This is a genomic window from Collimonas humicola, assembly GCF_018304945.1.
GTDB classification, from domain to species: domain Bacteria; phylum Pseudomonadota; class Gammaproteobacteria; order Burkholderiales; family Burkholderiaceae_D; genus Collimonas; species Collimonas humicola.
In genome coordinates this window covers 60,400-87,080 of sequence record NZ_JAGQEE010000001.1, presented here as the reverse complement: position 1 = coordinate 87,080, position 26,681 = coordinate 60,400, and the positions used below count along the sequence as shown (strand labels likewise).

Genomic DNA, 26,681 nt, shown 5'->3' with positions numbered 1-26,681 from the left:
AATTAATGATAGGTAAAGAGACAATGACTCCAACCCCAGGGCAGAACCAGCAGAATCTCCTAGAACAATACGGTCCGCGCGAAGCGATGGAATACGATGTGGTGGTGGTCGGCGGCGGCCCCGCCGGCCTGGCCGCTGCGATCCGCCTCAAGCAGCAAGCCGCCGAGCAAGGACGCGAAGTGTCCGTCTGCGTATTGGAAAAAGGCAGCGAAATCGGCGCCCACATCCTGTCCGGCGCGGTGATGGACCCGCAGGCGCTGACCGAACTGCTGCCAAACTGGAAAGAACTGGGCGCGCCACTGACGACCGAAGTCAGCGAAGACCGCTTCCTGTTCCTGACCGAGAAAAAAGCCTACAAGACACCGAACTGGCTGCTGCCGGCCTGCTTCCAGAACCATGGCAATTACGTCATCTCGCTGGCCAATGTGGTGCGCTGGCTGGGCCAGCAGGCGGAACTGCTGGGCGTGGAAATATTCCCCGGCTTCCCGGCCGCCGAAGTCCTCTACAACGAGGATGGCTCGGTCAAGGGCGTCGCCACCGGCAACATGGGCGTGGACCGCCACGGCCAGCCTACCGACGCCTTCCAGCTGGGCATGGAACTGCACGCCAAGTACACCCTGTTCGCCGAAGGCGCGCGTGGCCATCTCGGCAAGCAACTGATGGCGAAATTCGATCTCAACAAAGGCAAGGATCCGCAGACCTACGCGATCGGCATCAAGGAACTGTGGGAAATCGATCCTAAGCTGCATCAACCAGGCCTGGTGGTGCATACCGCCGGCTGGCCGCTGGATACCCAGACCTATGGCGGCTCCTTCCTGTACCACCTGGAAAACAACCAGGTCGCAGTCGGCTACGTGGTCGGCCTGGCTTATGAAAACCCCTACCTGTCGCCTTACGAAGAATTCCAGCGCTACAAGACGCATCCGGAAATCAGCAAATTCTTCCAGGGCGGCAAGCGCATTTCCTACGGCGCCCGCGCGATTACCGCCGGCGGCCTGCAATCGCTGCCCAAGCTGACCTTCCCTGGCGGCGCGCTGATCGGCTGCGATGCCGGCTTTCTCAACGCCAGCCGCATCAAGGGCAGCCACGCCGCCATCAAGACCGGCATGCTGGCCGCCAATGCTGCATTCGAAGCCCTCGGCAACAACCGCCAGTTCGACGAGCTGACCGCCTACAGCCAAGCATTCGAGCAGTCCTGGCTGCATGCAGAACTGCACAAGGCGCGCAATTTCAAGCCATGGATGAGCAAGGGCCTGTACCTGGGCACCCTGATGGTCGGCATCGACCAGGTCGTGTTCGGCGGCAAGGCGCCGTGGACCCTGCGCCACTCCCACGCCGATCATGAATGCCTGAAACCGGCCGCCAACTACACGCCGATCAAGTATCCGAAGCCGGATGGCAAGCTGACTTTCGACCGCCTGTCGTCGGTGTTCATTTCCAACACCAACCACGCCGAAGACCAGCCCATCCACCTGACCCTGAAAGATCCGGGCGTGCCGGTCAACGTCAACCTGCGCGACTATGCCGGACCGGAAGCACGCTACTGCCCTGCCGGCGTGTATGAGTTCGTCACCAATGAAGACAATACCGAACGCTTGCAGATCAATGCGCAGAACTGCGTGCACTGCAAGACTTGCGACATCAAGGATCCGACGCAGAATATCGTGTGGGTGACGCCGGAAGGCGGCGGCGGGCCGAACTATCCGAATATGTAATTCCATCCCAAAGGCTGCGCATGCAGCCTTTTTCATAGCTATCCAATGACAAGCTGGCGCGGCAGACACAATTACCCGGCACGCAGGTTGAGCGAACGCACGCTCAACCTGCTGCTGCTCAATGGCCTCTTCGCCAAGTTGAGCTATCGGCTTGGCTTGCACGGCAAGCTAGGCGTATCGCACTACGCCGTGGAACTGGAACCGGGCAAAAGACTAACCACGCCGCTGCGCATAGGATTTGCATCTGATTTCCACGCTGGCCCGACTACCAGCCCGCAGATATTTGCAGATCTCTTCGATGAAATCGATCGCCAGCAGCCAGACGTACTGCTGCTAGGCGGGGATTTTGTTTCCGGGCACGCGCATTATGCGCAGGCGCTCACAGCTGGATTGGCTGCCATCCAGCCCCGCTACGGAAAATATGCGGTCATGGGGAACCACGATCTGTGGACGAACGATGCGCAGCTGTCTGCGATTCTGGACGAAGCTGGCGTAGAGGTTTTGATCAACCGTAATCGTCCGCTGCCGGCCCCCTATGAAGCCGTCTCGATCTGCGGCCTGGACGACCCCTGGACCGGTACGCCGGATATACATCAAACGGTCGGCAATGCAGGGAAAATACGCATACTGCTGATGCACGCCCCCGACGGCTTGCTGCTGCTCGACGGCCAGCGCTTCGATCTCAGCTTCGCCGGACATACGCATGGCGGCCAGGTCGCCTTCGCGGACGGCACGCCCGTCCTCGTGCCGCACGGACCGCTTTGCCGGAAGTACCACTTTGGCCATCACCAGATAGAGCACAACGGCAGCCTGATCGTGAGCCGGGGCGTAGGATGCAGCACTTTGCCGATCCGCCTGAATGCGAATCCGGAGCTGGTGATCTGTACGGCGTATTAAAGGAGACCAATGTAGGGTGAACACCTGTGCCCACGCGGATGCGGTCCGCTACCGCGTGGGCAAAAAACCTGCCCACCCTACGGTGCTTAAGGAAGCTTCCAATCGCCGGCGACGATCTTTTCAAGCCAGAAAGTGCCGATCACGGTTTTGACGTCGGTGACCTTGCCTTCCCTCACCCAGCCCAGCATATCAGCCAGCGGCGCCTTGAAGACGTCCAGGAATTCGCCGTCGTCCAGCTTGCGCTCGCCGGCCACCAGGCCGCGCGCAAGGAACAGCTCCAGGTGCTCGTCGGAATAGGCGATGGCGTTGTGGATGGTGCAGACGTGCTGCCATTCGCTGGCGGTATAGCCGGTTTCTTCCAGCAGTTCGCGCTTGGCACAGCTCAGGTGATCTTCACCTTCATCGATTTTTCCGGCGGGGTATTCAATGAACACTCGTTCCAGCGGATAGCGGTATTGCCGCTCCAGCAGCACCGTGCCGTCTTCGAACAAGGGCAGGATGACAACCGCGCCGGGATGCTTGATGTATTCGCGGGTGGTGGCTTTGCCGTCCGGCAGTTCTACCTTGTCGCGCTGTACTTTGAGGAAATCGCCGTCGTAGGCGACGGCGCTGGCGATCTGGGTTTCTTTCAAGTGACTATCCATGCAAACGCTCCGGCGAAATGGTGGCAGATGAGACAAACGGACTGATATGGGATTGTAATGCCTGAGCGCGCAGGCTGTGCCGCGCACCGGATAAGACGATGCAAGGGGAAGATGCTCCCCCGCCTTGCTTCAGCGATGCTTCTTCAGATAGCGCAGCACGTAGCCGGGATAGGCCAGCACCAGGAACATGCAGCCGGTGACCGCATAGAATTCCCAGCCTTGCGTGAAGGCGTTGCCGATATTCGCTTCCAGCACATGGGCGAGCAAGCCGACCAGCGCATACAGGGCGAGCAGCTCCAGCAGGCGCACCCAGATCGGCTTGGCTGCCGCCTGGCCGCCAGACTTGAGCGGCACCAGCGCGAACAAGCGTTCGTTAAAGAACGGCAGGTTCGCCGCCAGCAGCGCGAGCAGGATGACGAACAGGCTGGAGAGCGAAACGTTCACGCTGTTACGAGGTGACGCGGGCGATAAAACCGGCCAGTGTTCGGACGATAGCCAGGTTGCTGGCATCCATCAGCAAGCCGGGCCACAGACCCAGCACCAGCACCGCAATGCCGTTCAGGCTGAGCAGTACGCGCACATCGGCATGGGCCACGATAGGCGCGCGGTCTTGCGGCTCGTCGAAGTACATCATCTTGATCACGCGCAGGTAGTAAAAGGCGCCGACCAGCGAGAACAGCACAGCCACCACTGCCAGCCAGATCTGCTGGGTGCCGATCACGGCCTGCAACACCGACAGCTTGGCGTAGAAACCCATCAACGGCGGAATACCCGCCAGCGACAGCATCAGTACCAGCATCACGCCGGCGAACCAAGGGCTGCGCTGGTTCAGGCCTTTGAAGTCGTCCATGTTTTCCGCTTCAAAGCCGGCACGCGACAGCAGCATGATGACGCCGAAGGTGCCAACCGTGGTCATGACATAGGTGATCGCATAAAACAAGGCCGAGCTGTAGGCATTGGAGGTCGAGAACAGGTTGTTGTCGACGATGCCGCTCAACAGGCCCAGCAGCATGAAGCCCATGTGCGAGATGGTCGAGTAAGCCAGCATGCGCTTGATGTTGGTCTGGGCAATCGCGGTAATATTACCGATCGCCATCGACAGCACTGCCAGCACGGTCAGCATCTGCTGCCAGTCGACTGCCAGCGGCAGCAGCGCTTCTACCAGCAGGCGGAAGCAGATCGCAAAAGCCGCCAGCTTGGGAGCGCCGCCCAGCAGCAGGGTAACCGCGGTCGGCGCGCCTTGGTAAACGTCCGGCACCCACATATGGAATGGCACCGCGCCGAGCTTGAACGCCAGGCCGCAGACGATGAACACCACGCCGAATACCAGCACGGTATGGTTGATGTTGCCGGAATCCGCGGCGCGCGCCACTTCCACCAGGTCGAGCGAACCGGTGGCGCCGTACAGCATCGACATCCCGTACAGCAGGAAGCCGGAAGCCATCGCACCCAGCACGAAATATTTCATTGCAGCTTCAGTCGCCGAGGTGTTTTCACGACGCAGGGCCACCATCGCGTAGAGCGACAGCGACATCAGTTCCAGGCCCAGATAGATGCTCAGGAAGTTGCTGCCGGAAATCATCACCATCTGGCCCAGCAAGGTGAACAAGGCCAAAGGATAAAATTCGCCGCCCAGATGGCCGCCCACCATGGCGCGCGCGCTCACATAGCTGCGCGAGTACACCAGGGTCATCGCCACCGCCACATAGGAAACCAGTTTCAGCAGGCTGCTCAGCGGATCGGAAACGAACATGTTGTGGAAGGTATAAACCGTCTCCCCGCTTTCGAATGCGCCCAGCGTCAATACAAAGCACACGGCCAGCACGGCCAGCGTCAGGTAATAGGTGATGTGGCGCTTGGCATCCGAAACGAACATATCGATCAGCAGCACGACCGAGGTCGCGATCAGCAGAAAGATTTCCGGATAAACAGGGATCAGATTCATGTTATTCATTTATTTGCCGCTTATTTTTGTGCACTACGTAGTTCAGTTTAACTTGGTGATCGCGACATGTTTCAGCAGATCGGCCACCGATACCTGCATGGCATCGGTGAACGGCGCCGGATACAGGCCCATCGCGATGACGGCAATCGCCAGGACACCCAGCATGGCGAACTCACGCTTGTTCAGGTCCAACATTTCTTTCACATGCGAATTGGTGACAGCGCCAAACACCACGCGCTTGACCAGCCACAGCGAATAGGCTGCGCCCAGGATCAGCGCGGTCGCTGCCAGCAGGCCGATCCAGAAATTGAACTTGACCGCGCCCAGGATCACCATGAACTCGCCGACGAAGCCGGAAGTGCCTGGCAAGCCGGAATTGGCCAGCGAGAACAGCACGAACAGCGCAGCAAAACGCGGCATGACGTTGACGACGCCGCCGTAGGCCGAAATTTCACGAGTATGCATGCGGTCGTACAGCACGCCGATGCACAGGAACATGGCGCCGGAGACGAAGCCGTGAGAAATCATTTGCACGATGCCGCCCTGCACGCCGATATCGTTGAAGATAAAGAAGCCGAGCGTGACAAAGCCCATGTGCGCAATCGACGAATAGGCGATCAGCTTCTTCATGTCTTTCTGCACCAGCGCCACCAGGCCGATATAGATCACGGCGATCAGCGACAAGGTAATGACGAAGCCGGCCAGGTAGTGGCTGGCGTCAGGCGTGATCGGCAGCGAGAAACGCAGGAAGCCGTAGCCGCCCAGCTTCAGCATGATGGCCGCCAGCACCACCGAGCCGCCGGTCGGCGCTTCCACGTGGGCGTCAGGCAACCAGGTATGCACCGGCCACATCGGCACCTTGACGGCAAACGCGATCAGGAAGGCCAGGAAGATCAGGATCTGTTCCGACATATCCAGCGGCAGCTGGTGCCAGGTCAGGATTTCGAAAGTGCCGGAATGGAAGTACAGGTACAGCAAAGCCACCAGCATCAGCAGCGAGCCCATCAGCGTGTACAAGAAGAACTTGATCGCAGCATATACCCGGTTGCTGCCGCCCCAGACGCCGACGATGATGAACATCGGGATCAGGGTCGCTTCGAAGAATACATAGAACAGCATGCCGTCCAGTGTGCAGAAGACACCGATCATCAGGCCCGACAGGATCAGGAAAGCGCCCATGTACTGCGCGACTTTCTTCTCGATTACCTGCCATGCCGAGATCACCACCAGCACCGTGATGAAAGCGGTCAGCGGGATGAACCACAGCGAGATGCCGTCGATACCGAGGAAATAATTGATGTTGAAGCGGTCGATCCATACCGACTTTTCAACAAACTGCATGCCCTGGAAACCGTTGTCGAACTGGCGCACGATCGGCAAGGTGACGACGAAACTGACCGCTGCACCCAGCAGCGAAAGCCAGCGCACCAGGGTTGGATTGTCGTCGCGGCCCACTGCCAGGACGAGGATACCAAACGCGACCGGACACCAGATCGCGAGGCTGAGAAGAGGGAAAGTTGACTGCATCATATGTATTATTTATCTACCTTGCTGAGTTTGCCGAGTTAGCTTTAGCAGCTTATTTGAACGGATACGGCATGAACCAAACCAGGAAACCCAGCACGCCGATGATCATCACGAACGCATAGTGATAGATATAGCCGGATTGCCAGAGACGGGTGATCTTCGAGAACCAGTTGACCGCCTTGGCGCTGCCGTTGACGATCAGGCCGTCGATCAGGCCGCGGTCGCCGGCGTTCCACAAGCCACGACCCAGCATGCGGGCGCCGCCGGCAAAGACGATGTCGTTGAACTTGTCCATATAGTATTTGTTGTCGAGCAGCGCGAAGATCGGACCGCTCTTCTGCTTGATCGCCGCAGGCAGGCGCGGGTTGACCATATAGCAGTAGTAGGCGGCGGCGACGCCGGCTATCGCCAGCCACAGCGGGGCCGAGCTGAAAGCGTGTGCAACCATGCCGATCGGTCCGTGGAAATCGGTACGCAGCTCTTCCATCGCATGGTGGGCTTCGTTGACGAAAATCACGTCCTTGAAGAAGCTGCCGAACAGCATCGGCTCGATCGCGAAGAAACCAATGACGGCGGATGGAATCGCCAGCAAGACCAGCGGCAGGGTCACCACCCAAGGCGACTCGTGCGGCTTCTGGCCTGGCTCCAGACCGTGATGCGCATGTCCGTCTTCCGAGTCTTCATGATGATCGGCATTGGCGTCATGTGCATGATGTGCATCATGTGCCTTGCCAAAGCGCTCTTCGCCATGGAACACCATGAAGTACATGCGGAAGGAATAGAAGGCGGTCACGAAGACGCTGGCCAGTACGGCGAAATAGGCGAAACCGGAGCCGAACAGGGTCGATGCATGCGCCGCTTCGATGATGCTGTCCTTGGAATAGAAGCCGGAGAAGAACGGCGTGCCGATCAGAGCCAGCGAACCGACCAGCGAAGTGATCCAGGTGATCGGCATGTATTTGCGCAGGCCGCCCATGTTGCGCATGTCCTGGTCATGGTGCAGGCCGATGATCACGGAGCCGGCGCCGAGGAACAGCAAAGCCTTGAAGAAGGCGTGCGTCATCAGGTGGAACACCGCTACCGAGTAGGCCGAAGCGCCCAGCGCCACGGTCATGTAGCCCAGCTGCGACAAGGTCGAGTATGCAACCACGCGCTTGATGTCAGTCTGGATCACGCCGAGGAAACCCATGAACAGTGCTGTGATCGAGCCGATGATCAGGATGAAGGACAAGGCGGTATCGGACAGCTCGAACAGCGGCGACATGCGGGTCACCATGAAAATGCCGGCGGTCACCATGGTGGCCGCGTGGATCAGTGCGGAAATCGGGGTCGGGCCTTCCATCGAATCGGGCAGCCAGACGTGCAGCGGGAACTGCGCCGATTTACCCATGGCGCCGATGAACAGGCAGATGCAGGCCACGGTCAGCAGCATCCAGTCGCTGCCCGGCAGGGTCAGCTGCGCCAGGATGCCCTTTTGCGCGAACACTTCGGTGTAGTTCATCGAACCGGAATACGCCAGCAGCAAGCCGATGCCGAGGATGAAGCCGAAGTCGCCGACGCGGTTCACCAGGAAAGCTTTCATGTTGGCGAAGATCGCCGTCGGACGGGTGTACCAGAAACCGATCAGCAGATACGACACCAGGCCCACCGCTTCCCAGCCGAAGAACAGCTGCAGGAAGTTGTTGCTCATGACCAGCATCAGCATCGAGAAGGTAAACAGGGAAATGTAGGAGAAGAAGCGGTTATAGCCTTCGTCGTCCTGCATGTAGCCGATGGTGTAGATATGCACCATCAGCGAAACAAAGGTCACCACGCACATCATCATGGCGGTCAGGCTGTCGATCAGGAAACCGACCTCCAGCTTGACGCCGCCGACCGTCATCCAGGTGTACAGGGTGCCGTTGAACGTGGCGCCGTCGATCACCGCCAGCAAGGTCTGCACGGAAATGATCAGGGCGATCAGGACGCCCAGGATCGTGACCGTATGCGAGGTCTTGCGACCGACCAGGTTGCCGAAGAATTTGGTACCGAATAAGCCCGCGATCGCGGCACCAGCCAGGGGTGCCAACGGTACGGCAAGAAGTAATTGTGGGTTAAGTTGCCCCGCCATGATGAACCTTATCTTTATTCGTTATTTGTTGTCTGCGTACTCTTTACATGCCGCGCCGACTCTCGCCGGCGAGGCAAACCTCGTCAACCCTTCAGGCTATCGAGGTCCTCCACGTTGATGGTGTCCAGGTTACGGAACAACGCCACCAGAATGGCCAGGCCGATTGCCGCTTCAGCGGCCGCCACCGTGAGGATGAAGAAAACGAAAATCTGCCCTGCCGCATCACCCAGGTAATACGAAAAGGCGATGAAGTTCATGTTCACCGCCAGCAGCATCAATTCGATTGCCATCAGCAATACGATGAGGTTCTTGCGATTCAGAAAAATGCCGACGACGCCGATCGAGAACAGGATCGCGCCGAGGATCAGATAGTGAGCGAGCGAAAGTACCATGTTGCGTCCTTGTTATTTTTGTGGGGCTGGCGGCGCAGCCGGAGTGGCCGGAGCAACAGGCACGGCCGGCGCGACCGGATCCATCTTGGCTTCCGATTTCATCTTGACGATGCGCACGCGGTCAGCGCTCTTGACCTTGACCGCAGCCGAAGGCGCGAAGTACTTGCTGTCCTTGCGGCGACGCAGGGTCAGCGCAACCGCAGCCACGATCGCCACCAGCAGAATCACCGCGGCGATTTCAAAGGCGTACACGTATTCGGTGTAGATCAGCTTGCCCAGTTCCTTGGTGTTGCCGATGTTGGCGGAGATCGCCGGCACGTCGGCGTCGCCGCCCTGGAAACCGTGGAATATGACGCCGGCCATTTCCAGCACGATGATGGTGCCGACGGTGGCCCCAAGCGGGAAGTAACCCCAGAATCCCTCTCGCATCTTCTCGATATTGACATCCAGCATCATCACCACGAACAGGAACAGCACCATCACGGCGCCGACATACACCAGCACCAGCACGATAGAAAGGAATTCGGCTTTGAGCAGCATCCAGATACCGGCTGCCGAGAAGAATGCCAGCACCAGGAACAGCGCGGAGTGCACCGGATTGCGGGCGGTGATAACGCGCAAGGCGGCCAGCACCAGCACCACCGAAAACGCGTAGAACAAGAAGGTCTTAAATTCCATAATGGCCCAGAAAGTCGGCTAAAAAAGCTTCGCTAATCATCAAACACTAGCGTTGTTATCGGTATGCGGCATCCGCGGCACGCGCCGCAGCAATTTCAGGTTCGTAACGATCGCCCACCGCCAGCAGCATTTCCTTGGTGTAGTACAGATCGCCGCGTTTTTCACCGTGGTATTCCAGGATGTGAGTCTCGACGATCGAATCGACCGGGCAAGACTCTTCGCAGAAACCGCAGAAAATGCATTTGGTCAGATCGATGTCGTAGCGCGTGGTACGGCGCGAACCGTCAGCGCGCTGTTCCGATTCGATCGTGATGGCCATCGCCGGGCACACCGCTTCACACAGTTTGCAGGCGATGCAGCGCTCTTCGCCGTTCGGGTAGCGGCGCAGCGCGTGCAGGCCGCGGAAACGCGGCGACTGCGGCGTCTTCTCTTCCGGGAACAGTACCGTAATCTTGCGTGCAAACAGGTAGCGCCCGGTCAGGCGCAATCCCTTGAGCAGCTCCAGCAGCATCAGACTGCCGAAAAAATCCTTGATGGCTTCCATTTACTCTATACCTTCCATTACTTCCAGATATTCCATGGACTTTGAATCCAGGCTGCGACGATCACCAGATACACGAGAATCAGCGGGATGAATACTTTCCAGCCCAGGCGCATGATCTGGTCATAGCGATAACGCGGGAACGAGGCACGCACCCAGATGAACACCGACAGCATGAAGAAGGTCTTCGCGCCGAGCCAGATCCAGCCCGGGACCCAGTCCAGCAGCGCCAGCGGCGAGGCCCAGCCGCCCATGAACAGCAGCGCTGTCAGGATCGACACCAGGATCATGTTGGCGTATTCGGCCAGGAAGAACATCGCAAACGACATGCCCGAGTATTCGATCATGTGCCCGGCCACGATTTCCGATTCGCCTTCCACCACGTCAAACGGGTGACGGTTGGTTTCGGCGATGCCGGAGATGAAATAGATCAGGAACACGGGCAGCAGCGACAGCCAGTTCCAGGACAGGAAACCGACGCCGTGATCGAAGAAATAACCCTTGCTCTGCGCATTGACGATATCGATCAGGTTCAGGCTGCCCGACACCATCAGCAAGATCACGAGGGCGAAGCCCATCGAGATTTCGTAGGACACCATCTGCGCCGAAGCACGCATCGCGCCGAGGAAAGCGTACTTGGAGTTGGAAGCCCAGCCGGCGATGATCACGCCGTAGACTTCCATCGAAGTGATTGCCATCACGAACAGCAGGCCGGCGTTGACGTTGGCCAGCACGGTTTCCGGACCGAAAGGCACCACCGCCCAGGCCGCCAGCGCCGGCATGATGGTCATGATCGGGGCGATGAAGAACAATATCTTATTGGCGCGCGTCGGCACCGTGACTTCCTTCAGCAGCAGCTTGACGGCGTCGGCGATCGGCTGCAGCAAGCCCGCCGGACCAACCCGGTTAGGACCGACGCGGATATGCATCCAGCCGATCAGCTTGCGTTCCCAGTAAGTCATGTAAGCCACGCACAGCAGCAGCGGCACCAGCACGACGATGATCTTGACCAGGTTCCAGACCAGGGGCCAGAGGCCGCCGAGCACGTCGGCGCCGGTGGCGTTGATGGCGGCGATGAAGTGATCCATCATGCTTTCTCCACTACGATAGAACCAAACATCGCACCCAAGGCTGCGGTCGAGGCATGCGAAGCGGCTACCCGCACCACATTTTCCGGCAAGGATGCGTCAATCGCTGCCAGCAGCGAAGCGCTACCCTGCCCTTGCTTGACAGTCACGCGGTCGCCGCCGGCGATGCCCAGCTTGGCCGCCAGCGCTGCCGGCAACCATGCTTGCGGCGCCTGGCCGTCCACGGTTTCCTGCAACGATGCCGCACGCCGGACTACGGCGTCGCCAAAATAGATAGGCACATCGGCGATGCGTTCCAGCGCACCGTTGACGTCTTGCGCTGCAGCTTGCGGCTGCAGGTCGCTGATATTGTTCAGGCCGGCTGCCAGCTTGGCCGCGGCGACTTCGCCGGTGCCCAGTACTTCGTCGCGGATCGCTTCCGAAGTGTCGTAGTCGAAACCAGCCAGGCCCAGCAGGTTGCCCAGCACGCGCAACACCTTCCAGGCCGGACGGGCGTCGCCTGCAGGACGCACGGTGCCGTTGAAGCTTTGGGCGCGGCCTTCGCAGTTGACGAAGGTGCCGGAAGTTTCGGTGAACGGTGCGATCGGCAGCAGTACGTCGGCGTAATCGGCGCCATGCTTGTAAGCCGACAGCGTAACGACCATTTCAGCTTGCTTCAGAGCGGCGACGGCGACTTGCGGGTCGAAGCTGTCCAGCTCCGGCTCGGCGTTCAGCAGCACATAAGCTTTGTGCGGCTGCGCGAAAATCTGTTGCGCGTTGCGGCCGCTTTTTCCACCATTAACTGGCGCGGGCAAAGCCTTGGCCCAATAGCCGCCGACAGTGTTGCCGGCTTCAGTCATGTAACCGAACTTGGCGTCGGTCTGCTGCGCGATCCATTGCGCCACAGCGTGCAATTGCGAAGCTTGCGGATGCTGCGCCGCTGCGTTGCCCAGCAAGACAGCCTTGGCGTCGCCCGACAACAGGCTGGCCGCAGTCTGCTTGGCCTCAGCCGACGGTTCGACATTCTCGAAACCGGCCGGCGCTGCCACGCCCTTGGCTTGCGCCACGGCGACGGCGACCTGGCCCAGCGCCGCCAGCCAGGCTGACGGTGCGACGATGATCTTGTTGGCGACCGGCATCAGCAGGTCGTCGTCGGTAGCGTGCAGGATGCTCAGCTTGGCGCCGCGCTTGACGCTCAAACGCATGCGGGCCGACAGCAAAGGATGATCCTTGCGGAAGAAAGAACCGATGATGAAGGCACGGTTCAGCTGTGCGAATTCATTGATCGACATGCCCAGCCATGGCGTGACCTTGCCGTCCAGCGCGAAATCGGACTGGCGCAGGCGGAAATCGATGTTTTCGGAACCCAGGCCGCGCACCACTTTTTGCAGCAGCGACAGTTCTTCCAGCGTCGAATACGGTGTGCCGACAGCAGCGATCGCATCGGCGCCATGTTCGTGGCGGATGTTGCGCAAGCCGTGCGCGACATATTCCAGCGCGGTCTGCCATTCGACTTCCTGCCACTTGCCATCTTGCTTGAGCATCGGCTTGGTCAGGCGCTCGGCGCTATTCAAGCCTTCATAGGCGAAGCGGTCCTTGTCCGACAGCCAGCATTCGTTGACGTCGTTGTTTTCCAGCGGCAGCACGCGCATCACCTTGCCGGACTTGACTTGCACCACCAGGTTGGCGCCCAGGCCATCATGCGGGCTGACCGATTTGCGGCGCGACAACTCCCAGGTACGGGCGCTGTAGCGGAACGGCTTCGATGTCAGCGCGCCGACCGGGCACAGGTCGATCATGTTGCCGGACAATTCGGAATTGACGGTCTTGCCGACGAAAGTAGTGATTTCGGAATGCTCGCCGCGGCCGACCATGCCGAACTCCATCACGCCGGCGATTTCCTGGCCGAAGCGGACGCAGCGGGTGCACTGGATGCAACGGCTCATTTCCTGCATCGAGATCAGCGGACCGGCGTCTTTCGGCGCCACCACACGCTTTTCTTCTTCGTAGCGGGACGACGATTTGCCGTAGCCGACCGCCAGGTCCTGCAGCTGGCACTCGCCGCCCTGGTCGCAGATCGGGCAATCCAGCGGGTGGTTGATCAGCAGGAATTCCATCACGCTCTTTTGCGCGGTAGTGGCCTTGTCGCTGGCGGTGCGCACAATCATGCCGGCAGTCACCGGCGTGGCGCAAGCCGGCAGGGCCTTCGGCGCCTTTTCCACCTCGACCAGGCACATGCGGCAGTTGGCCGCGATGGAGAGTTTTTTGTGATAGCAGAAATGAGGAATGTAGGTGCCAATCTTGTTGGCAGCATCCATTACCATGCTGCCCTCTTGGACTTCCACTTTCTTGCCGTCTATTTCGATTTCAACCATGGCTTTTGCTTTTCTTGCCTAAGTGTTTTGCACGCTGCTTGCGCAGGATTAAACGTATGCCGGCACCAAGCAATGCTTATGCTCGATGTGATATTCAAATTCTTCGCGGTAGTTCTTGAGGAAACCGCGCACTGGCATCGCTGCCGCATCGCCGAGCGCGCAGATAGTGCGACCCATGATGTTGCCCGCCACCGTATCCAGCAGATCCATGTCTTCCGGACGGCCGTGCCCTGTTTCGATGCGGTGCACCAGGCGGTACAGCCAGCCGGTGCCTTCACGACATGGCGTGCACTGGCCGCAGGATTCTTCAAAGTAGAAGTACGACAGGCGCAGCAGCGATTTCACCATGCAGCGCGTTTCATCCATCACGATCACTGCGCCCGAACCCAGCATCGAGCCGGCCTTGGCGATCGAATCGTAATCGAGATCGGTGTCCATCATGACCTCGCCGCGAATCACCGGAGCGGACGAACCGCCAGGGATCACAGCCTTGATCTTCTTGCCGCCGCGCATGCCGCCGGCCAGTTCCATCAGCTTGGCGAACGGCGTGCCCAGCGGTACTTCGTAATTGCCCGGCTTTTCAACGTCGCCCGAGATCGAGAAGATCTTGGTGCCGCCATTGTTCGGCTTGCCCAGTGCAGCATAGGCTTCGCCGCCCATGTTCAGCAGGAACGGCACGGCTGCGAAGGTTTCGGTATTGTTGATCGTGGTCGGCTTGCCGTACAGGCCGAAGCTCGCAGGGAAAGGCGGCTTGAAGCGCGGCTGCCCCTTCTTGCCTTCGAGCGATTCCAGCAATGCGGTTTCTTCGCCGCAGATGTAAGCGCCGTAACCGTGGAACGCATGCAGCTGGAAGTTGAATTCGCTGCCGAAAATCTTGTCGCCCAACGCACCGGCGGCGCGCGCCTCTTCCAGCGCTTCTTCAAAGCGCTCGTAGCCGGACCAGATTTCGCCGTGGATGTAGTTGTAACCGACCGAAATGCCCATGGCGTAAGCGCCGATGGCCATGCCTTCGATCAGCGAATGCGGATTGTAGCGGATGATGTCGCGGTCTTTGAATGTGCCCGGCTCGCCTTCGTCGGTGTTGCAGACCAGGTACTTCTGGCCCGGAAACTGGCGCGGCATGAAGCTCCACTTCAGGCCGGTCGGGAAACCTGCGCCGCCGCGGCCGCGCAGCGAACCGGCTTTGAGTTCGGCGATGACTTGTTCCGGCGTGATTTTTTCAGACAGGATGCGCTTGAGGGCGGTATAGCCGCCGCGCTTGACGTAATCGGCGTAGTGCCAGTTGTTGCCGTCCAGGTCAGCCAGGATCAGCGGGTTGATGTGACGATTGTGCAGACTGGTCATTTCGGGGTTACCTCACTGAGTTCCGCTAACAAGCCGTCAATCTTTTCGTTCGACATCCAGCTACACATGCGTTTGTTATTCACCAGCAGCACCGGCGCATCGCCGCAGGCGCCCATGCATTCGCCTTCCACCAACGTGAACTGGCCATCGGCCGTGGTTTCACGGAAACCGATGCCGAGCTTGTGCTTCAGATGCTCTGCCGCACGATCGCCGCCGGACAGCTGGCATGGCAGGTTGGTGCAGATGCTGATCTTGTGCTTGCCGACCGGCTTGGTGTTGTACATATTGTAAAAGGTCGCGACTTCCTGCACCGCGATCGCCGGCATGCCCAGATAGTCTGCGACATCCTGCATGGTTTCCGGCGCCAGCCAGCCCTTTTCGTCTTGCGCGATCGCCAGCGCGGCCATCACCGCCGACTGTTTCTGGTCGGCAGGGAATTTCGCGACTTCGCGATCGATCTTTTTGTATGTATCTTGACTTAACAACATGTGTTGGCCATTCGTGCGCGGTATGTTGCGCGAGTAGTTAGTAACAAATTCCGTAGCTCTCAGCAGCTGCCATCAGGAGGCTCTGAGAACCGTAGCGAGCGGCTCAAGGTCTGGTCGAGAAGCGCAGCTGTACGAAAGTACAGTGAGCATCGCAGGCCAGAGATTGAGCCGCGCAGTAGGTTATCAGAGCCTCCTTAGCGGTCAATTTCACCGAAAACGATATCCTGCGTACCGATGATGGTGACGGCATCGGCAATCATGTGGCCCTTGGCCATTTCGTTCAAACCTTGCAGATGCGGGAAGCCAGGTGCGCGGATTTTCAGGCGGTACGGCTTGTTGGCGCCGTCGGAAACGATGTAGACGCCGAACTCGCCCTTCGGATGCTCGACTGCGGCATACGCTTCGCCCGGCGGCACGTGGAAACCTTCGGTGAAGAGCTTGAAGTGATGGATCAGCTCTTCCATGTTCGATTTCATGTCGACCCGCGGCGATGGCGCAACCTTGTGGTTGCTGGTCATCACCGGACCGCTGTTGTTGCGCAGCCATTCCACGCATTGCTTGATGATCCGGTTGGACTGGCGCATTTCTTCCATGCGCACCAGGTAGCGGTCATAGCAGTCGCCGTTCTTGCCGACCGGGATATCGAAGTCCAGCAGGTCGTACACTTCGTACGGCTGCTTCTTGCGCAGATCCCACTCCACGCCGGAACCGCGCAGCATGGCGCCGGTGAAGCCCATGGCCTTGGCGCGCTCAGGCGAGACCACGCCGATGCCGACCAGGCGCTGCTTCCAGATGCGGTTATCGGTCAGCAGCGTTTCGTATTCGTCGACGTATTTCGGGAACCGCACAGTAAAGTCTTCGATGAAATCCAGCAGGGAACCCTGGCGGTTTTCATTGAGGGCGCTGATCGCCTTGGCGTTGCGCACCAGCGACGCCTTGTGCTGCGGCATGGTGTCCGGCAGGTCGCGATAGACGCCGCCCGGACGGTAGTAAGCCGCATGCATGCGGGCGCCGGAAACGGCCTCGTAGCAATCCATCAGGTCTTCGCGTTCGCGGAATGCGTACAACAGCACCGCCATCGCGCCGACGTCCAGCGCATGCGCGCCGATCCACATCAGGTGGTTCAGCAGGCGCGTGATTTCATCGAACATGACGCGGATGTACTGGGCGCGCAGCGGCACTTCCAGGCCCAGCAGGCGTTCGATCGCCATCACGTAACCGTGCTCGTTGCACATCATCGACACGTAGTCGAGGCGGTCCATGTACGGTACGGATTGCAGGTAGGTCTTTTGTTCCGCCAGCTTTTCGGTGCCGCGGTGCAGCAGGCCGATATGCGGGTCGGCACGCTGGATCACCTCGCCGTCCAGTTCCAGCACCAGGCGTAAAACGCCGTGCGCGGCCGGATGCTGCGGACCGAAGTTCAGCGTATAGTTCTTGATTTCTGCCATTATTTGATCCCGTAGTGTTCTTCACGAATCACCCGCGGCGTGATTTCGCGCGGATCGATCGTTACGGGTTGATAAATTACGCGTTTCTGATCGGCGTCGTAACGCATTTCGACATAGCCCGATATCGGGAAGTCCTTGCGGAAAGGATGGCCGATGAAGCCGTAGTCGGTCAGGATGCGGCGCAAGTCGTTGTGGCCCTCGAACAGGATGCCGAAGAAGTCGAATGCTTCGCGCTCGTACCAGTTGGCCGAAGCCCAGATATCGGTCAGCGAGGCCAGCACCGGCATCTCGTCGTCCGGCGCGAACACACGCACCCGCAGGCGCCAGTTGTGCTCGATCGACAGCAGATGGGATACCGCGGCAAAACGCGCGCCATCCCAGGCGCCGTCGCCGTAGGTCGAATAATCGACGCCGCACAGGTCGATCAGCTCTTCAAAACGGGTATCGGCGTGATCGCGCAGGACGCGCATCGCCGACAGGTAGTTCGCCGCCTTGACGATGATGGTGATCTCGCCGAAGGCCACGGTCAGACTTTGCAGGTCGTCGCCAAGCGCATTGCGCACGGCGGCTTCCAGGGTTTCCAGTTTGGTCGTCATGGTGTTCTCTCAGCGCGCAATCGTATTGGTGCGGCGAATCTTGTTTTGCAACTGGATGATGCCGTACAACAGTGCTTCAGCAGTCGGCGGGCAGCCCGGGACATAGATATCCACCGGCACGATGCGGTCGCAGCCGCGCACCACCGAATACGAGTAATGGTAATAGCCGCCGCCGTTGGCGCAGGACCCCATCGAAATCACCCAGCGCGGTTCCGGCATCTGGTCGTAAACCTTGCGCAGTGCCGGCGCCATCTTGTTGCATAAGGTACCAGCCACGATCATCACATCGGACTGACGTGGCGACGGACGGAAAATCACACCGAAACGATCGAGATCATAACGCGAGGCGCCGGCGTGGATCATTTCGACAGCACAGCAGGCCAGACCAAACGTCATCGGCCACAGCGAGCCGGTACGGGTCCAGTTGATCAGCTTGTCAGCAGTAGTGGTGACAAAGCCTTCGTTCAATACGCCTTCAATAGACATGACTTACTCCCAATCCAGAGCGCCGCGTTTCCAGATGTACCAGAAGCCAACCGCGAATTCGGCGATAAACACCATCATCGTGACAAAGCCCTGCCATCCGAGGTCGCGCATGGCAACCCCCCACGGGAAGAAAAAAGCGGTTTCCAGATCGAACAAAATGAACAAAATGGCGACAAGGTAGTAACGCACATCGAACTTCATGCGCGCGTCTTCGAATGCCTCAAAGCCGCATTCGTAAGGAGATGTTTTTTGGGAATCGGGCCGATGCGGCCCCAGTATCCGACCCAGCAATTGCGGTGCTACACCTACCGCGATACCGATCAGAATAAACAGCAGGACGGGAAAGTAATTTTCGAGGTTCACGATTATGCGCCAGTAGTTCAAACGATTAGCAGAATGATTTGCGGATCTGACTCATCAGACCTGACGCCCCCAATCCAGCAAACCACACTACAAGTTCCTCGACAAAAAGCCAGCGCAGGGGCAACCGTTGCTGGCCTCGTATTCTTTGGTGCCGACGGCGAGACTCGAACTCGCACAGCTTTCGCCACTACCCCCTCAAGATAGCGTGTCTACCAGTTTCACCACGTCGGCATAAGAGCGTATTTTAACCTGATTTAGTACTTTTGTTCAATGCACAATCAGATTAAAAGTCAGCAATTTCACTCTAGAACAGCTACTAATTTACTGCGGGATGAAGATTTCGCCGCAATGCGGCAAAACCCACCCTTTTTCCGGCAAATATTTACTTCGGAATCTGGTTGGACTGGGCGCTGCCGGCCGCTGGCGCAGGAACCGAAGCGGCCGCGCTGGCGGAGCCGGAAGCAGCGGCAGCTGCAGGAGCCGAAGTTGCAGGAATCGCCGCCGGAGCAGATGCCGCCGCCGGCGCGGTAGCCGCCGGCAGATTATCCATCAGGCCGCCGGTAGCGGCCGAACGGTGATTGCCCAGATACACCAGGGCCAGGGTGGCAATGAAGAACAGCGCTGCTGCCGCGCCGGTCGACTTCGACAGGAAATTCGAAGAACCAGTAGCGCCGAACAGGCTGCCGGAAGCGCCGGAGCCGAAAGCGGCGCCCATATCGGCGCCCTTGCCATGCTGCAGCAGCACCAGGCCGATAATCGTCAACGCCGACAACACCTGAACGATGACAATGATATTGAATACTGTGTTCATTTAATGATTTCCAAGGAGAGTTGATTCTTTATTTACTAGATTACCGGAGACAAAATCGGCACTACCGGGCGGCCGCTGCAATCGCCAGAAAATCGGCTGCCTTCAAGGCTGCGCCGCCGATCAGGCCGCCATCGATATCCGGCATGGCCAGCAGTTCGACAGCATTGTCCGGCTTCATGCTGCCGCCATACAAAATCTTTACTTCAACCGCGGCTACCGGATTCTTCCCGGCCAGCTTGGCGCGCAAGGCCAGATGCACATCTTGCGCCATTTGCGGCGTTGCCGTCTTGCCGGTGCCGATCGCCCATACCGGCTCGTAAGCCACCACAATCTTGCCAACCTGCGCGGCATCCAGCACGTTCAGCACTGCCTGCAGCTGGCGGCCAACCACTGCATCGGTCTGGCTGGCTTCGCGCTCACCCAAGGTTTCGCCGACGCAGACAATCGGCGTAACGCCTGCCTGCAGCGCGCGCAAGGCCTTCTGCGCCACCAGCTCATCGGTCTCGCCATGATAGGCGCGCCGCTCGGAATGGCCGACGATCGCATAGCGGCAAGCAAAATCCTGCAACATGCCGACCGCGACTTCACCAGTATACGCGCCTGCCGCATGGGCCGACACGTCCTGGCTGCCCAAGGCGATTGCCGTTCCGGCAAGTTCAGCCTGGCATTGCGCAAAGTAAGGCGCCGGCACGCACACAGCCACATCGCAGGCCGCGAGCGCCATGCCAGCCTTGATTTCCGCCAGTAAAGCAGCGTTGGCAACCAGACTGCCATTCATTTTCCAGTTACCGGCTACAAGTTTACGACGCATATTTGGCAAGGCCCAGGTTTTCAATAACCCGGCATTCTAACGCGCCGGGGGGAAAGCGGTCAAACCGGCAAGAAATGTTTACCGGCTGACGCCACCCCGGCCGGTGCCGCAATGAGGGGTCTATCCGCGCCCTCGACATTACTCATCGACAACAATCCAGGGGCGAAGATATCAGGAAAATGCTTTCGCAGCAGCAACAGATTGCGAAAAAAGCGTCATATCGACATTGCCGCCGCTCACGATCACCCCTACTTTTGCCCCGGAGAATTCGATTGCCTTGTGCATTACGGCGGCAGCGGCCAGGCATCCAGCCGGTTCGACCACAATCTTCATGCGCTCGGCAAAGAAGCGCATCTGGGTGCGCAACTGATCGTCGCTGACGGTCAGGATATCCTTGACATGGGCTTGCAGAATCGGCAGGACCAGCTTGCCGATGTGTTGCGTCTGAGCACCATCGGCGATGGTATCGGGCACCGGGATGTGCACGATATTGCCACTTCGCAAAGATTGCTGAGCATCATTGCCGGTTTCCGGCTCGACCCCATACACGACGCAGCCTGGGGACAAGTGCGCGGCCGCGATGGCGCAGCCGGAGAGCAGACCGCCGCCGCCGGTGCATACGAACAGGTAATCGAGCGGGCCGACGGCGTCGAACAACTCTTTCGCAGCCGTGCCCTGCCCGGCGATCACGTCGCGATGGTCGTAGGCGGGAATCACGGCGCAACCGCGCTCCTCCGACAGGCGCGCGGCGATCCCCTCGCGGTCCTCGCGCTCACGATCGTACAAAATGATTTCGGCGCCGTATTCGCGGGTTGCAGCCAGCTTCATCGCCGGCGCATTGCTCGGCATGACGATGGTGGCATGCACGCCGAGCATGCGCGCCGCCAGCGCCATCCCTTGCGCATGATTGCCGGATGAAAAAGCCACCACGCCCTGCTGCTTCTGCTCTTCGCTCAGGCAGCTGATGGCGTTATAGGCGCCGCGGAACTTGAAGGCGCCGACGCGCTGGAAATTTTCGCACTTGAAGAAGATGCTGGCGTCCGCCTGGCTGTCGGCCTGGCTGGAAGTCAGCACCGGCGTCTTGTAGGCGACGCCCTCAAGGCGCTTGGCCGCAGCGGCGATATCCTGGTAAGCGACAGCGAGTTCGGTAGCAGCCATTTTTCATCCTTTTAATGTATGTGACACGCGCCGGGTGGCTGTCGCTTACTCTGCAAGACGGCGCCGGAACATCCAGCGGCCGCTGTCGGAATCCTGTGGAATGTATTGGTAGCCGCCGAGGTCGAAGGCTTTCAGCTGCTCTGCGTCGGTGATCTTGTTCAAGGCCGCATAACGCGCCATCAGGCCGCGTGCGCGCTTGGCGTAGAAAGAAATGATCTTGTACTTGCCGTTCTTCCAGTCCTCGAACACCGGCGTCACGATGCCGGCTTCCAGCACCGCCGGCCGCACCACCTTGAAATATTCTTCCGACGCCAGGTTGACCAGTGTCCTGGCCTTTTGCCGGCCCATCTGCCGGTTGAGCGCCTGGGTCACGGTATCGCCCCAGAACGCGTACAGATTCTTGCCGCGCGGATTGGCCAGGCTGGTGCCCATTTCCAGCCGGTAGGGCTGCATCCGGTCCAGCGGCCGCAGCACGCCATACAGCCCGGACAAGATCCGGATGCGGCTCTGCGCGTAGTTCAGCTGGGCGCTGTTCAGGGAAGGCGCATCCAACCCTTCGTAGACATCGCCGTTGAAAGCCATGACGGCTTGCTTGGAATTGGCGCTGGTGAACTGCTTCGACCACGAAGCGAAACGGGCGGTATTGAGCTGCGCCAGCGGATCGGAGATTTTCATCATGCTGCCGATCTGGTCCGGCGACAGCTTTTGCAGGACGCTGATCAGCTCGGCGGAATGGTCGATGAAATCAGGGGTGGTGTGGGTTTCTGTCGTGCTGGGGGTGCTGTAATCGAGGGATTTTGCAGGCGACAAAACAATCAGCATTGTGGAGATCCGAAATAAGCAGAAGAATGTCCGCAATGATACCGAAACAATGGCAACGCTGCTGGCGCCGCCCGTCAGTCGAAAGCGCCCCGCATCAGATCGCGCTCGAATTCGGCCACCCAGGTAGAACCGTCGCCGATGGGGTACTGCGTTTTCCGCCCGCTCGATTTTCTGCTGACGGTCACAAACCCCGTCAGCCCCAGGATCTCGTCGGTCTTGGGATCGGTGGTATCCACTTCATGCAGCTCGAAGTCGTCTGCGGCAAGATGCCGCGCCTGCAAAACCGCGTGGAAATCCTTTTTTTCGCCTGGTTCGATCAGCTTCATCATGCCTCCTGAAGTACCGTCGTCGGATTCCCACCTTAGCACAGCTAGGCGCAGTGAAAATACTCCATCAAAATTATTTGCTTATTGATAAGCATCCGCAAAAATATCTGTAATATCGCCGCGCAATTAAAATTGATAGGCAAACAGCTTGGTGTCGGAACCGTCGCCCTTCAGCTGCAGCATTTTTTCAAACTGCAAACCCATCTTTTCCAGCAGCCTGATCGAAGCATGGTTGTCCGGCGCAGTAATCGCCACCACCCGCTGCAGGCCGCAAACGCGGTTGGCATGCTGCAGCACCGCGGAGGCGGCTTCGTAGGCATAGCCCTTGCCCCAGAACTCCGGCAGGAAGGCATAGCCGATATCGACGTCCTCCAGGGTTTCCCGCTTCACCAGGCCGCAGATGCCGATCGGCAGTCCGCCCTCTTTCAACTCCGTCATGTAGAAGCTGAAGCCGTCCCGCGCCTGCGCCGCTACCGGGCCGCTCAGGATCGCGGCCTGCGCGGCCTCCACCGTCCGGATGCCGCGATCGCCGATAAACTGCAGCCAGGCAGGCTGCGTCACTAGCCGCAGGTAAAACTCGGCATCGCCGCCGTTCAAGGTCCGCAAGATGAGCCGCTCGGTTTCAAGAATTTTCATCGCAATGATTTTCCATGAATTTGACTACCCCGAAGCTTATGGACAGAATCGCCGGATGTCTAGGGCCTGTTAACTCACGATCCTCGCGCGTCGGGAAATTTATCGGCGTCCCTGAAGCTGGCGGCATTGTCGGCGAGCCATGCCCTGGCGATCTGGTCGCCAAGGTCGTCCCTGTGATGGTATGTCGGATTCAAAAACTTGACAGACGCGGCCGAGATGGTCCAGAACATGCCGCCCGGCCAGAAATTGAAGCGCAGCGCCTGGCCCAAGGTCGACCATTTGAATAGCTGCCGCGAATCGCGCAGATTCAAGAAAACCTGGATGTGCAAGTCCAGCATGAAAGTCGACAAGGCCCACACGTACCACAGCAGGCGCCGCACATAGCCACCGCCCGCCGCCTCATACAGGTCCAGCACGAAATGCCTGTGCTCAAGCTCTTCCGCTGAATGCCAGCGCCACACATTTGCCAGCCGCGCGTCGGCGCCTTCGAGCAGCCGCGGCGTGCACAGCAGCGAGGAGGACAGGTTGGCTGTCAGGTATTCATAGGCCACCGACGACGCCAGCTGGTTGATCGGCGTACCCTTGCCGCCCCACTCCATGCGTCGCTTGGCGCGCAGTTCCAGCCAGTTGCGCAGCCCCTGATGCTTGAGGTGATCATTGTATTTGCGATGCACCGAACTGTGTATCGACTCTTGCGCGATGAAATCCCTCGTGCTGCCGGCCCAGGCTGCCTTTTCTGCCGCAGGAAGGATATCGACCACTCGTCGCACGGTATCGATAATCCATTTTTCGCCAACCGGGAACAACATCGATACCGCGTTGAACAGCTGGCTTCGATAGGCATCGCCACCATTCCAGTTGATATCGAAGCCGTCGTCGATGCGTAGTTCGATACGCCTGGGGATCATTTTTTTTGCGCTGTCTGGGTTCATAAAAATCAATATCAATGCTCAATAAATACGCAATATTCGGCAAGAAATCCATTGCCGCGCAAGCACCGCGGCAGCTACCCGCCTGGCTCAGGCCGTGCCGGCCAGCGCGCCGCGCTCGGCGTGGTCCGGCGGCAAGCCTTGCTCGAATCCGAAGAAGCGCAGCATCAGCGCGCGGATCTTTTGCCGGTCGAAAATATTATCCGGAAAAACAACTTCAAAAGCCGTCCACTCGCCGATCCGGGTCGCCGACACATAGACAGACGGCATCGAGGTGCGCAGCGACGTGGCCGCCAGCCATAAGCAGGTGTGCGGCCCTTCGATGTTGCCCATGTTGGAGACGGTGAACAGCGGGTCCATCATGAGTTCGCCGGCATCTTCCAGCGCGCTGCGGCATTGCCCCCGGAACCAGCGCACCAGCTTCAGGCGATTCGGCATTACCTGTGCGAACAGCTTGCTGAAGCCGGGCGCAGCACCGCCTCGTATCCGCTTGAACAAGGCCGCCGTTTGTTCCAGCGCTGGCAACCGCCGCTCTATGTAGCCGGTTATCAGGCCGGTAAAATTGCCGACCTCGTAAAGATCGATCCCGCAATGGCGATGCAAGTCCGCGGCTACCTGCACGCCGACGCCACGCAAGGCGGGGTAATCGGCAAGGACCTGCTCGGAGAGACGCCGCGTCAACGTCTGCGTATAGCTTTCTCCCGCGGCACGGTGACGCAGAAACGCCGCGCTGACCTCTCGATCCGATAGGACAAATCTTTCTGCATGAAAGCTGAAGAGCGGTGAACGCGACTGCCGCAACAGCGGCAGCCGCATATCACTGCTTCCCCGCAGGATCCGCTTGCGGCGAAACAATGATGCGGCGGCATGCAGCAAGGCCAGGCGCAATGGCGCATCGTCGGCGATCTCTGCCTGGCCGGCGGGCGCTGGTTCGGGCGCCGCCAGCCCCTGGCTTGCCGACAGCAAGGAGAAATACCGTTCCAGCCATGCGTAGCTGCCGCGGCCGTTGGCAAAAGTATGCTCCACCCGGAACACCAGTTTCAGTTCGCTGCATTCGAACAGACGGAACGGCAGCCTGCAAGCTGGATGAAGCGCGGCCGGCGCAATGCCGGTCTCCAGCAACTCGTTCCGGATAAGCTCCCAGTCCTGCCGCCACGCCTGCTCCGGCGCAGCCAGCCATTCCCAGCTTGCCGCAGCGGGCGCCCGCGAGCGCAGCCGCTGCAGCGCCTCATGCCCGGCCAGCAATTCCTGGAACGCCTTGACAGCCGTTTCAACCGGTACAGCCCGCTTGAGATCGCAGGTGACGACGATATCGGTATTGCTCCCCAGGCTGTCCATCGCCATGAAATAGGCATTGCCTACATAGCTGCAGTAATCTTTGGCGCTTCTCATGCCTCGTCTCCATAGCTGCGGGCCAGCAGGGCGTTGCGCTTGCGCGGATCGAGATGCGCAACGGTCAGATCGCCGCGATAGTGCTGAAAGACCCGATGATCCATCAGCCGGAACCATAGCGGCGGCAGATAGGCGACCAGCATCAGCGTCACATAGCTGGCCGGCAGCTGCGGCGTTCCTTCATGATGATGCAAGGTTTGATAGCTGCGGGAAGGATGGATGTGATGGTCGGCATGCCTTTGCAGCTGGTACAGGAACAAGGTGCAAACGACATGATTGCTGACCCAGGCATGGGCCGGCGAACAGCGCTCATAGCTTCCGTCCGCCAGCTTTTTCCGCAGCAAGCCGTAGTGTTCTATATAGTTGGTCACTTCCAGCAAGACAATGCCGTAGAACGCCTGCAGCATCAGGAATACCAGCACTCCCGGTCCCAGCCACACGCTCAGTGCCGCAAACATCACGGCAGTCATGGCCCATGAATGCAGGTTTTCATTGGACCAGCTCCACACGCTGCGCCCTTCCCGCGCCAGCCGCTCGCGCTCGATGCGCCAGGCTGAGGCGACGCCGGAAACAATTGCGCGCAACAGATAGCTCCAGAACGTCTCGCCCATCATGGAACTGGTCGGATCGCCCGGCGTCGCCACATTCTTGTGGTGCCCTCGTACATGCTCCGCAAAAAAATGGCCATAAACGGTGGGCGCCAGGACCAGCTTGGCAAGCCAGCGCTCAACGGGCTGCTTCTTGTGCAGCAGGTCGTGGGCTGCAATGAACGCCAGGCCGTTGACCGTGCCGACGCTCAGCGCCATTCCCGCAACTTCCCAGGCAGCCAACGGCGTGCTGGCGTAGATCCATGCTCCGAGCACCACCACCGCTATCTGGATCGGTACAAAGGCGTACACGATGATGCGATAGAAGGCGTCGCGATCCATCCTTTCCATCTCGCCGGCTTGCGGATTGCTGGTGTCCAGGCCGCCCAGCCAGTCGCCCAGCGGCACCACGACATAGATCGCTATCAACAAGGCCCAGTACCAGATGCCATGCCCGCTATGGTGGCCGGCCCATAGATAAAACAGCGCCGTCAGCGGCACCAGCGGGCTGAGCAGCCACAATAGACGCCGGAGATTCTTGTGAGACTGAACCATCGTGATTTGAGTTGTCATGTGCGTATCTGCTGATTGAA

27 protein-coding genes and 1 tRNA gene are annotated in these 26,681 nt (G+C 59.3%); 2 read left to right on the top strand and 26 right to left on the bottom strand.

Translation table 11 applies throughout. The annotated features are described in order from the left end of the window. Window positions 1–23 precede the first annotated feature (23 nt). Both KHU30_RS00410 and KHU30_RS00405 read left to right on the top strand, forming a co-directional pair. Entirely contained in the window at window positions 24–1,715 is a 1,692-nt protein-coding gene (locus KHU30_RS00410) for an electron transfer flavoprotein-ubiquinone oxidoreductase (RefSeq protein ID WP_211440691.1), read from the top strand. A gap of 87 nt (window positions 1,716–1,802) precedes the next feature. Further along, window positions 1,803–2,612 (top strand): metallophosphoesterase, encoded by an 810-nt coding sequence (locus KHU30_RS00405; protein WP_230427136.1) that lies wholly within the window; start codon window positions 1,803–1,805, stop codon window positions 2,610–2,612. Window positions 2,613–2,698: 86 nt separating this feature from the next. On the opposite strand, the gene KHU30_RS00400 is transcribed toward KHU30_RS00405, so the two are convergent. The 26 genes from KHU30_RS00400 to KHU30_RS00275 all read right to left on the bottom strand — a co-directional run bounded on the left by KHU30_RS00400 (window position 2,699) and on the right by KHU30_RS00275 (window position 26,661). Further along, window positions 2,699–3,256: an NUDIX domain-containing protein gene (locus KHU30_RS00400; RefSeq protein WP_211440689.1), complete on the bottom strand. Its 558-nt coding sequence runs from the start codon at window positions 3,254–3,256 to the stop codon at window positions 2,699–2,701. A 129-nt stretch (window positions 3,257–3,385) separates the two neighbouring features. Further along, window positions 3,386–3,700 carry a DUF2818 family protein gene (locus KHU30_RS00395; RefSeq protein WP_211440688.1) on the bottom strand — a complete coding sequence of 105 codons (315 nt, stop codon included), beginning with the start codon at window positions 3,698–3,700 and terminating at the stop codon, window positions 3,386–3,388. Between the two features lie 4 nt (window positions 3,701–3,704). Further along, window positions 3,705–5,210, bottom strand: coding sequence for an NADH-quinone oxidoreductase subunit NuoN (gene nuoN / locus KHU30_RS00390; protein ID WP_211440687.1), 1,506 nt, complete (start codon window positions 5,208–5,210; stop codon window positions 3,705–3,707). A gap of 33 nt (window positions 5,211–5,243) precedes the next feature. Next, window positions 5,244–6,731: an NADH-quinone oxidoreductase subunit M gene (locus KHU30_RS00385; RefSeq protein ID WP_211440686.1), complete on the bottom strand. Its 1,488-nt coding sequence runs from the start codon at window positions 6,729–6,731 to the stop codon at window positions 5,244–5,246. Window positions 6,732–6,780: 49 nt separating this feature from the next. Further along, window positions 6,781–8,838, bottom strand: coding sequence for an NADH-quinone oxidoreductase subunit L (nuoL, locus tag KHU30_RS00380; RefSeq protein WP_211440685.1), 2,058 nt, complete (start codon window positions 8,836–8,838; stop codon window positions 6,781–6,783). Window positions 8,839–8,921: 83 nt separating this feature from the next. Further along, window positions 8,922–9,230: an NADH-quinone oxidoreductase subunit NuoK gene (nuoK, locus tag KHU30_RS00375; protein ID WP_098497950.1), complete on the bottom strand. Its 309-nt coding sequence runs from the start codon at window positions 9,228–9,230 to the stop codon at window positions 8,922–8,924. Between the two features lie 12 nt (window positions 9,231–9,242). After that, window positions 9,243–9,908 (bottom strand): NADH-quinone oxidoreductase subunit J, encoded by a 666-nt coding sequence (locus KHU30_RS00370; protein WP_211440684.1) that lies wholly within the window; start codon window positions 9,906–9,908, stop codon window positions 9,243–9,245. Window positions 9,909–9,963: 55 nt separating this feature from the next. Beyond that, the gene (nuoI, locus tag KHU30_RS00365; protein WP_014005585.1) at window positions 9,964–10,452 is read right to left on the bottom strand and encodes an NADH-quinone oxidoreductase subunit NuoI; all 489 of its coding nucleotides are present in this window, start codon (window positions 10,450–10,452) and stop codon (window positions 9,964–9,966) included. Window positions 10,453–10,469: 17 nt separating this feature from the next. Then, entirely contained in the window at window positions 10,470–11,537 is a 1,068-nt protein-coding gene (gene nuoH / locus KHU30_RS00360; protein WP_211442136.1) for an NADH-quinone oxidoreductase subunit NuoH, read from the bottom strand. After that, a complete protein-coding gene (gene nuoG, locus KHU30_RS00355; protein WP_211440683.1) occupies window positions 11,537–13,891 on the bottom strand; it encodes an NADH-quinone oxidoreductase subunit NuoG in 2,355 nt (784 codons plus the stop codon). Before nuoG ends, nuoH begins: the two co-directional genes overlap by 1 nt. 48 nt (window positions 13,892–13,939) lie before the next feature. Next, window positions 13,940–15,235 carry an NADH-quinone oxidoreductase subunit NuoF gene (gene nuoF / locus KHU30_RS00350; RefSeq protein ID WP_211440682.1) on the bottom strand — a complete coding sequence of 432 codons (1,296 nt, stop codon included), beginning with the start codon at window positions 15,233–15,235 and terminating at the stop codon, window positions 13,940–13,942. Continuing rightward, window positions 15,232–15,723 (bottom strand): NADH-quinone oxidoreductase subunit NuoE, encoded by a 492-nt coding sequence (gene nuoE / locus KHU30_RS00345; protein WP_092414423.1) that lies wholly within the window; start codon window positions 15,721–15,723, stop codon window positions 15,232–15,234. The genes nuoF and nuoE overlap by 4 nt, the downstream gene beginning before the upstream one ends. A 194-nt stretch (window positions 15,724–15,917) precedes the next feature. Then, the gene (locus tag KHU30_RS00340) at window positions 15,918–17,171 is read right to left on the bottom strand and encodes an NADH-quinone oxidoreductase subunit D (RefSeq protein WP_211440681.1); all 1,254 of its coding nucleotides are present in this window, start codon (window positions 17,169–17,171) and stop codon (window positions 15,918–15,920) included. Next, on the bottom strand, window positions 17,171–17,767 hold the full coding sequence (locus tag KHU30_RS00335; protein WP_211440680.1) for an NADH-quinone oxidoreductase subunit C: 597 nt from the start codon (window positions 17,765–17,767) through the stop codon (window positions 17,171–17,173). Before KHU30_RS00335 ends, KHU30_RS00340 begins: the two co-directional genes overlap by 1 nt. A gap of 9 nt (window positions 17,768–17,776) precedes the next feature. Beyond that, window positions 17,777–18,253, bottom strand: a complete 477-nt coding sequence (locus tag KHU30_RS00330) for a NuoB/complex I 20 kDa subunit family protein (protein ID WP_211440679.1) — start codon at window positions 18,251–18,253, stop codon at window positions 17,777–17,779. A 3-nt stretch (window positions 18,254–18,256) separates the two neighbouring features. Continuing rightward, window positions 18,257–18,616, bottom strand: coding sequence for an NADH-quinone oxidoreductase subunit A (locus KHU30_RS00325; protein WP_061946053.1), 360 nt, complete (start codon window positions 18,614–18,616; stop codon window positions 18,257–18,259). Between the two features lie 146 nt (window positions 18,617–18,762). Continuing rightward, window positions 18,763–18,847, bottom strand: a tRNA-Leu gene (locus tag KHU30_RS00320). Between the two features lie 151 nt (window positions 18,848–18,998). Next, complete coding sequence (secG, locus tag KHU30_RS00315; RefSeq protein ID WP_211440678.1) at window positions 18,999–19,427, bottom strand: preprotein translocase subunit SecG; 429 nt, start codon at window positions 19,425–19,427, stop codon at window positions 18,999–19,001. Window positions 19,428–19,488: 61 nt separating this feature from the next. After that, window positions 19,489–20,238 (bottom strand): triose-phosphate isomerase, encoded by a 750-nt coding sequence (gene tpiA, locus KHU30_RS00310; RefSeq protein WP_211440677.1) that lies wholly within the window; start codon window positions 20,236–20,238, stop codon window positions 19,489–19,491. A 171-nt stretch (window positions 20,239–20,409) separates the two neighbouring features. Further along, a complete protein-coding gene (locus KHU30_RS00305; protein WP_211440676.1) occupies window positions 20,410–21,396 on the bottom strand; it encodes a threo-3-hydroxy-L-aspartate ammonia-lyase in 987 nt (328 codons plus the stop codon). 45 nt (window positions 21,397–21,441) lie between these two features. Then, the gene (yaaA, locus tag KHU30_RS00300) at window positions 21,442–22,218 is read right to left on the bottom strand and encodes a peroxide stress protein YaaA (RefSeq protein ID WP_211440675.1); all 777 of its coding nucleotides are present in this window, start codon (window positions 22,216–22,218) and stop codon (window positions 21,442–21,444) included. Between the two features lie 74 nt (window positions 22,219–22,292). After that, window positions 22,293–22,547: a transcriptional regulator gene (locus tag KHU30_RS00295; RefSeq protein WP_407928005.1), complete on the bottom strand. Its 255-nt coding sequence runs from the start codon at window positions 22,545–22,547 to the stop codon at window positions 22,293–22,295. A 123-nt stretch (window positions 22,548–22,670) separates the two neighbouring features. After that, a complete protein-coding gene (locus KHU30_RS00290) occupies window positions 22,671–23,180 on the bottom strand; it encodes a GNAT family N-acetyltransferase (RefSeq protein WP_211440674.1) in 510 nt (169 codons plus the stop codon). Window positions 23,181–23,254: 74 nt separating this feature from the next. Continuing rightward, entirely contained in the window at window positions 23,255–24,112 is an 858-nt protein-coding gene (locus KHU30_RS00285) for a metal-dependent hydrolase (protein WP_211440673.1), read from the bottom strand. An 87-nt stretch (window positions 24,113–24,199) separates the two neighbouring features. After that, window positions 24,200–25,501 (bottom strand): hypothetical protein, encoded by a 1,302-nt coding sequence (locus KHU30_RS00280; protein WP_211440672.1) that lies wholly within the window; start codon window positions 25,499–25,501, stop codon window positions 24,200–24,202. Beyond that, a complete protein-coding gene (locus KHU30_RS00275; RefSeq protein ID WP_211440671.1) occupies window positions 25,498–26,661 on the bottom strand; it encodes an alkane 1-monooxygenase in 1,164 nt (387 codons plus the stop codon). Before KHU30_RS00275 ends, KHU30_RS00280 begins: the two co-directional genes overlap by 4 nt. Window positions 26,662–26,681: the final 20 nt, after the last annotated feature.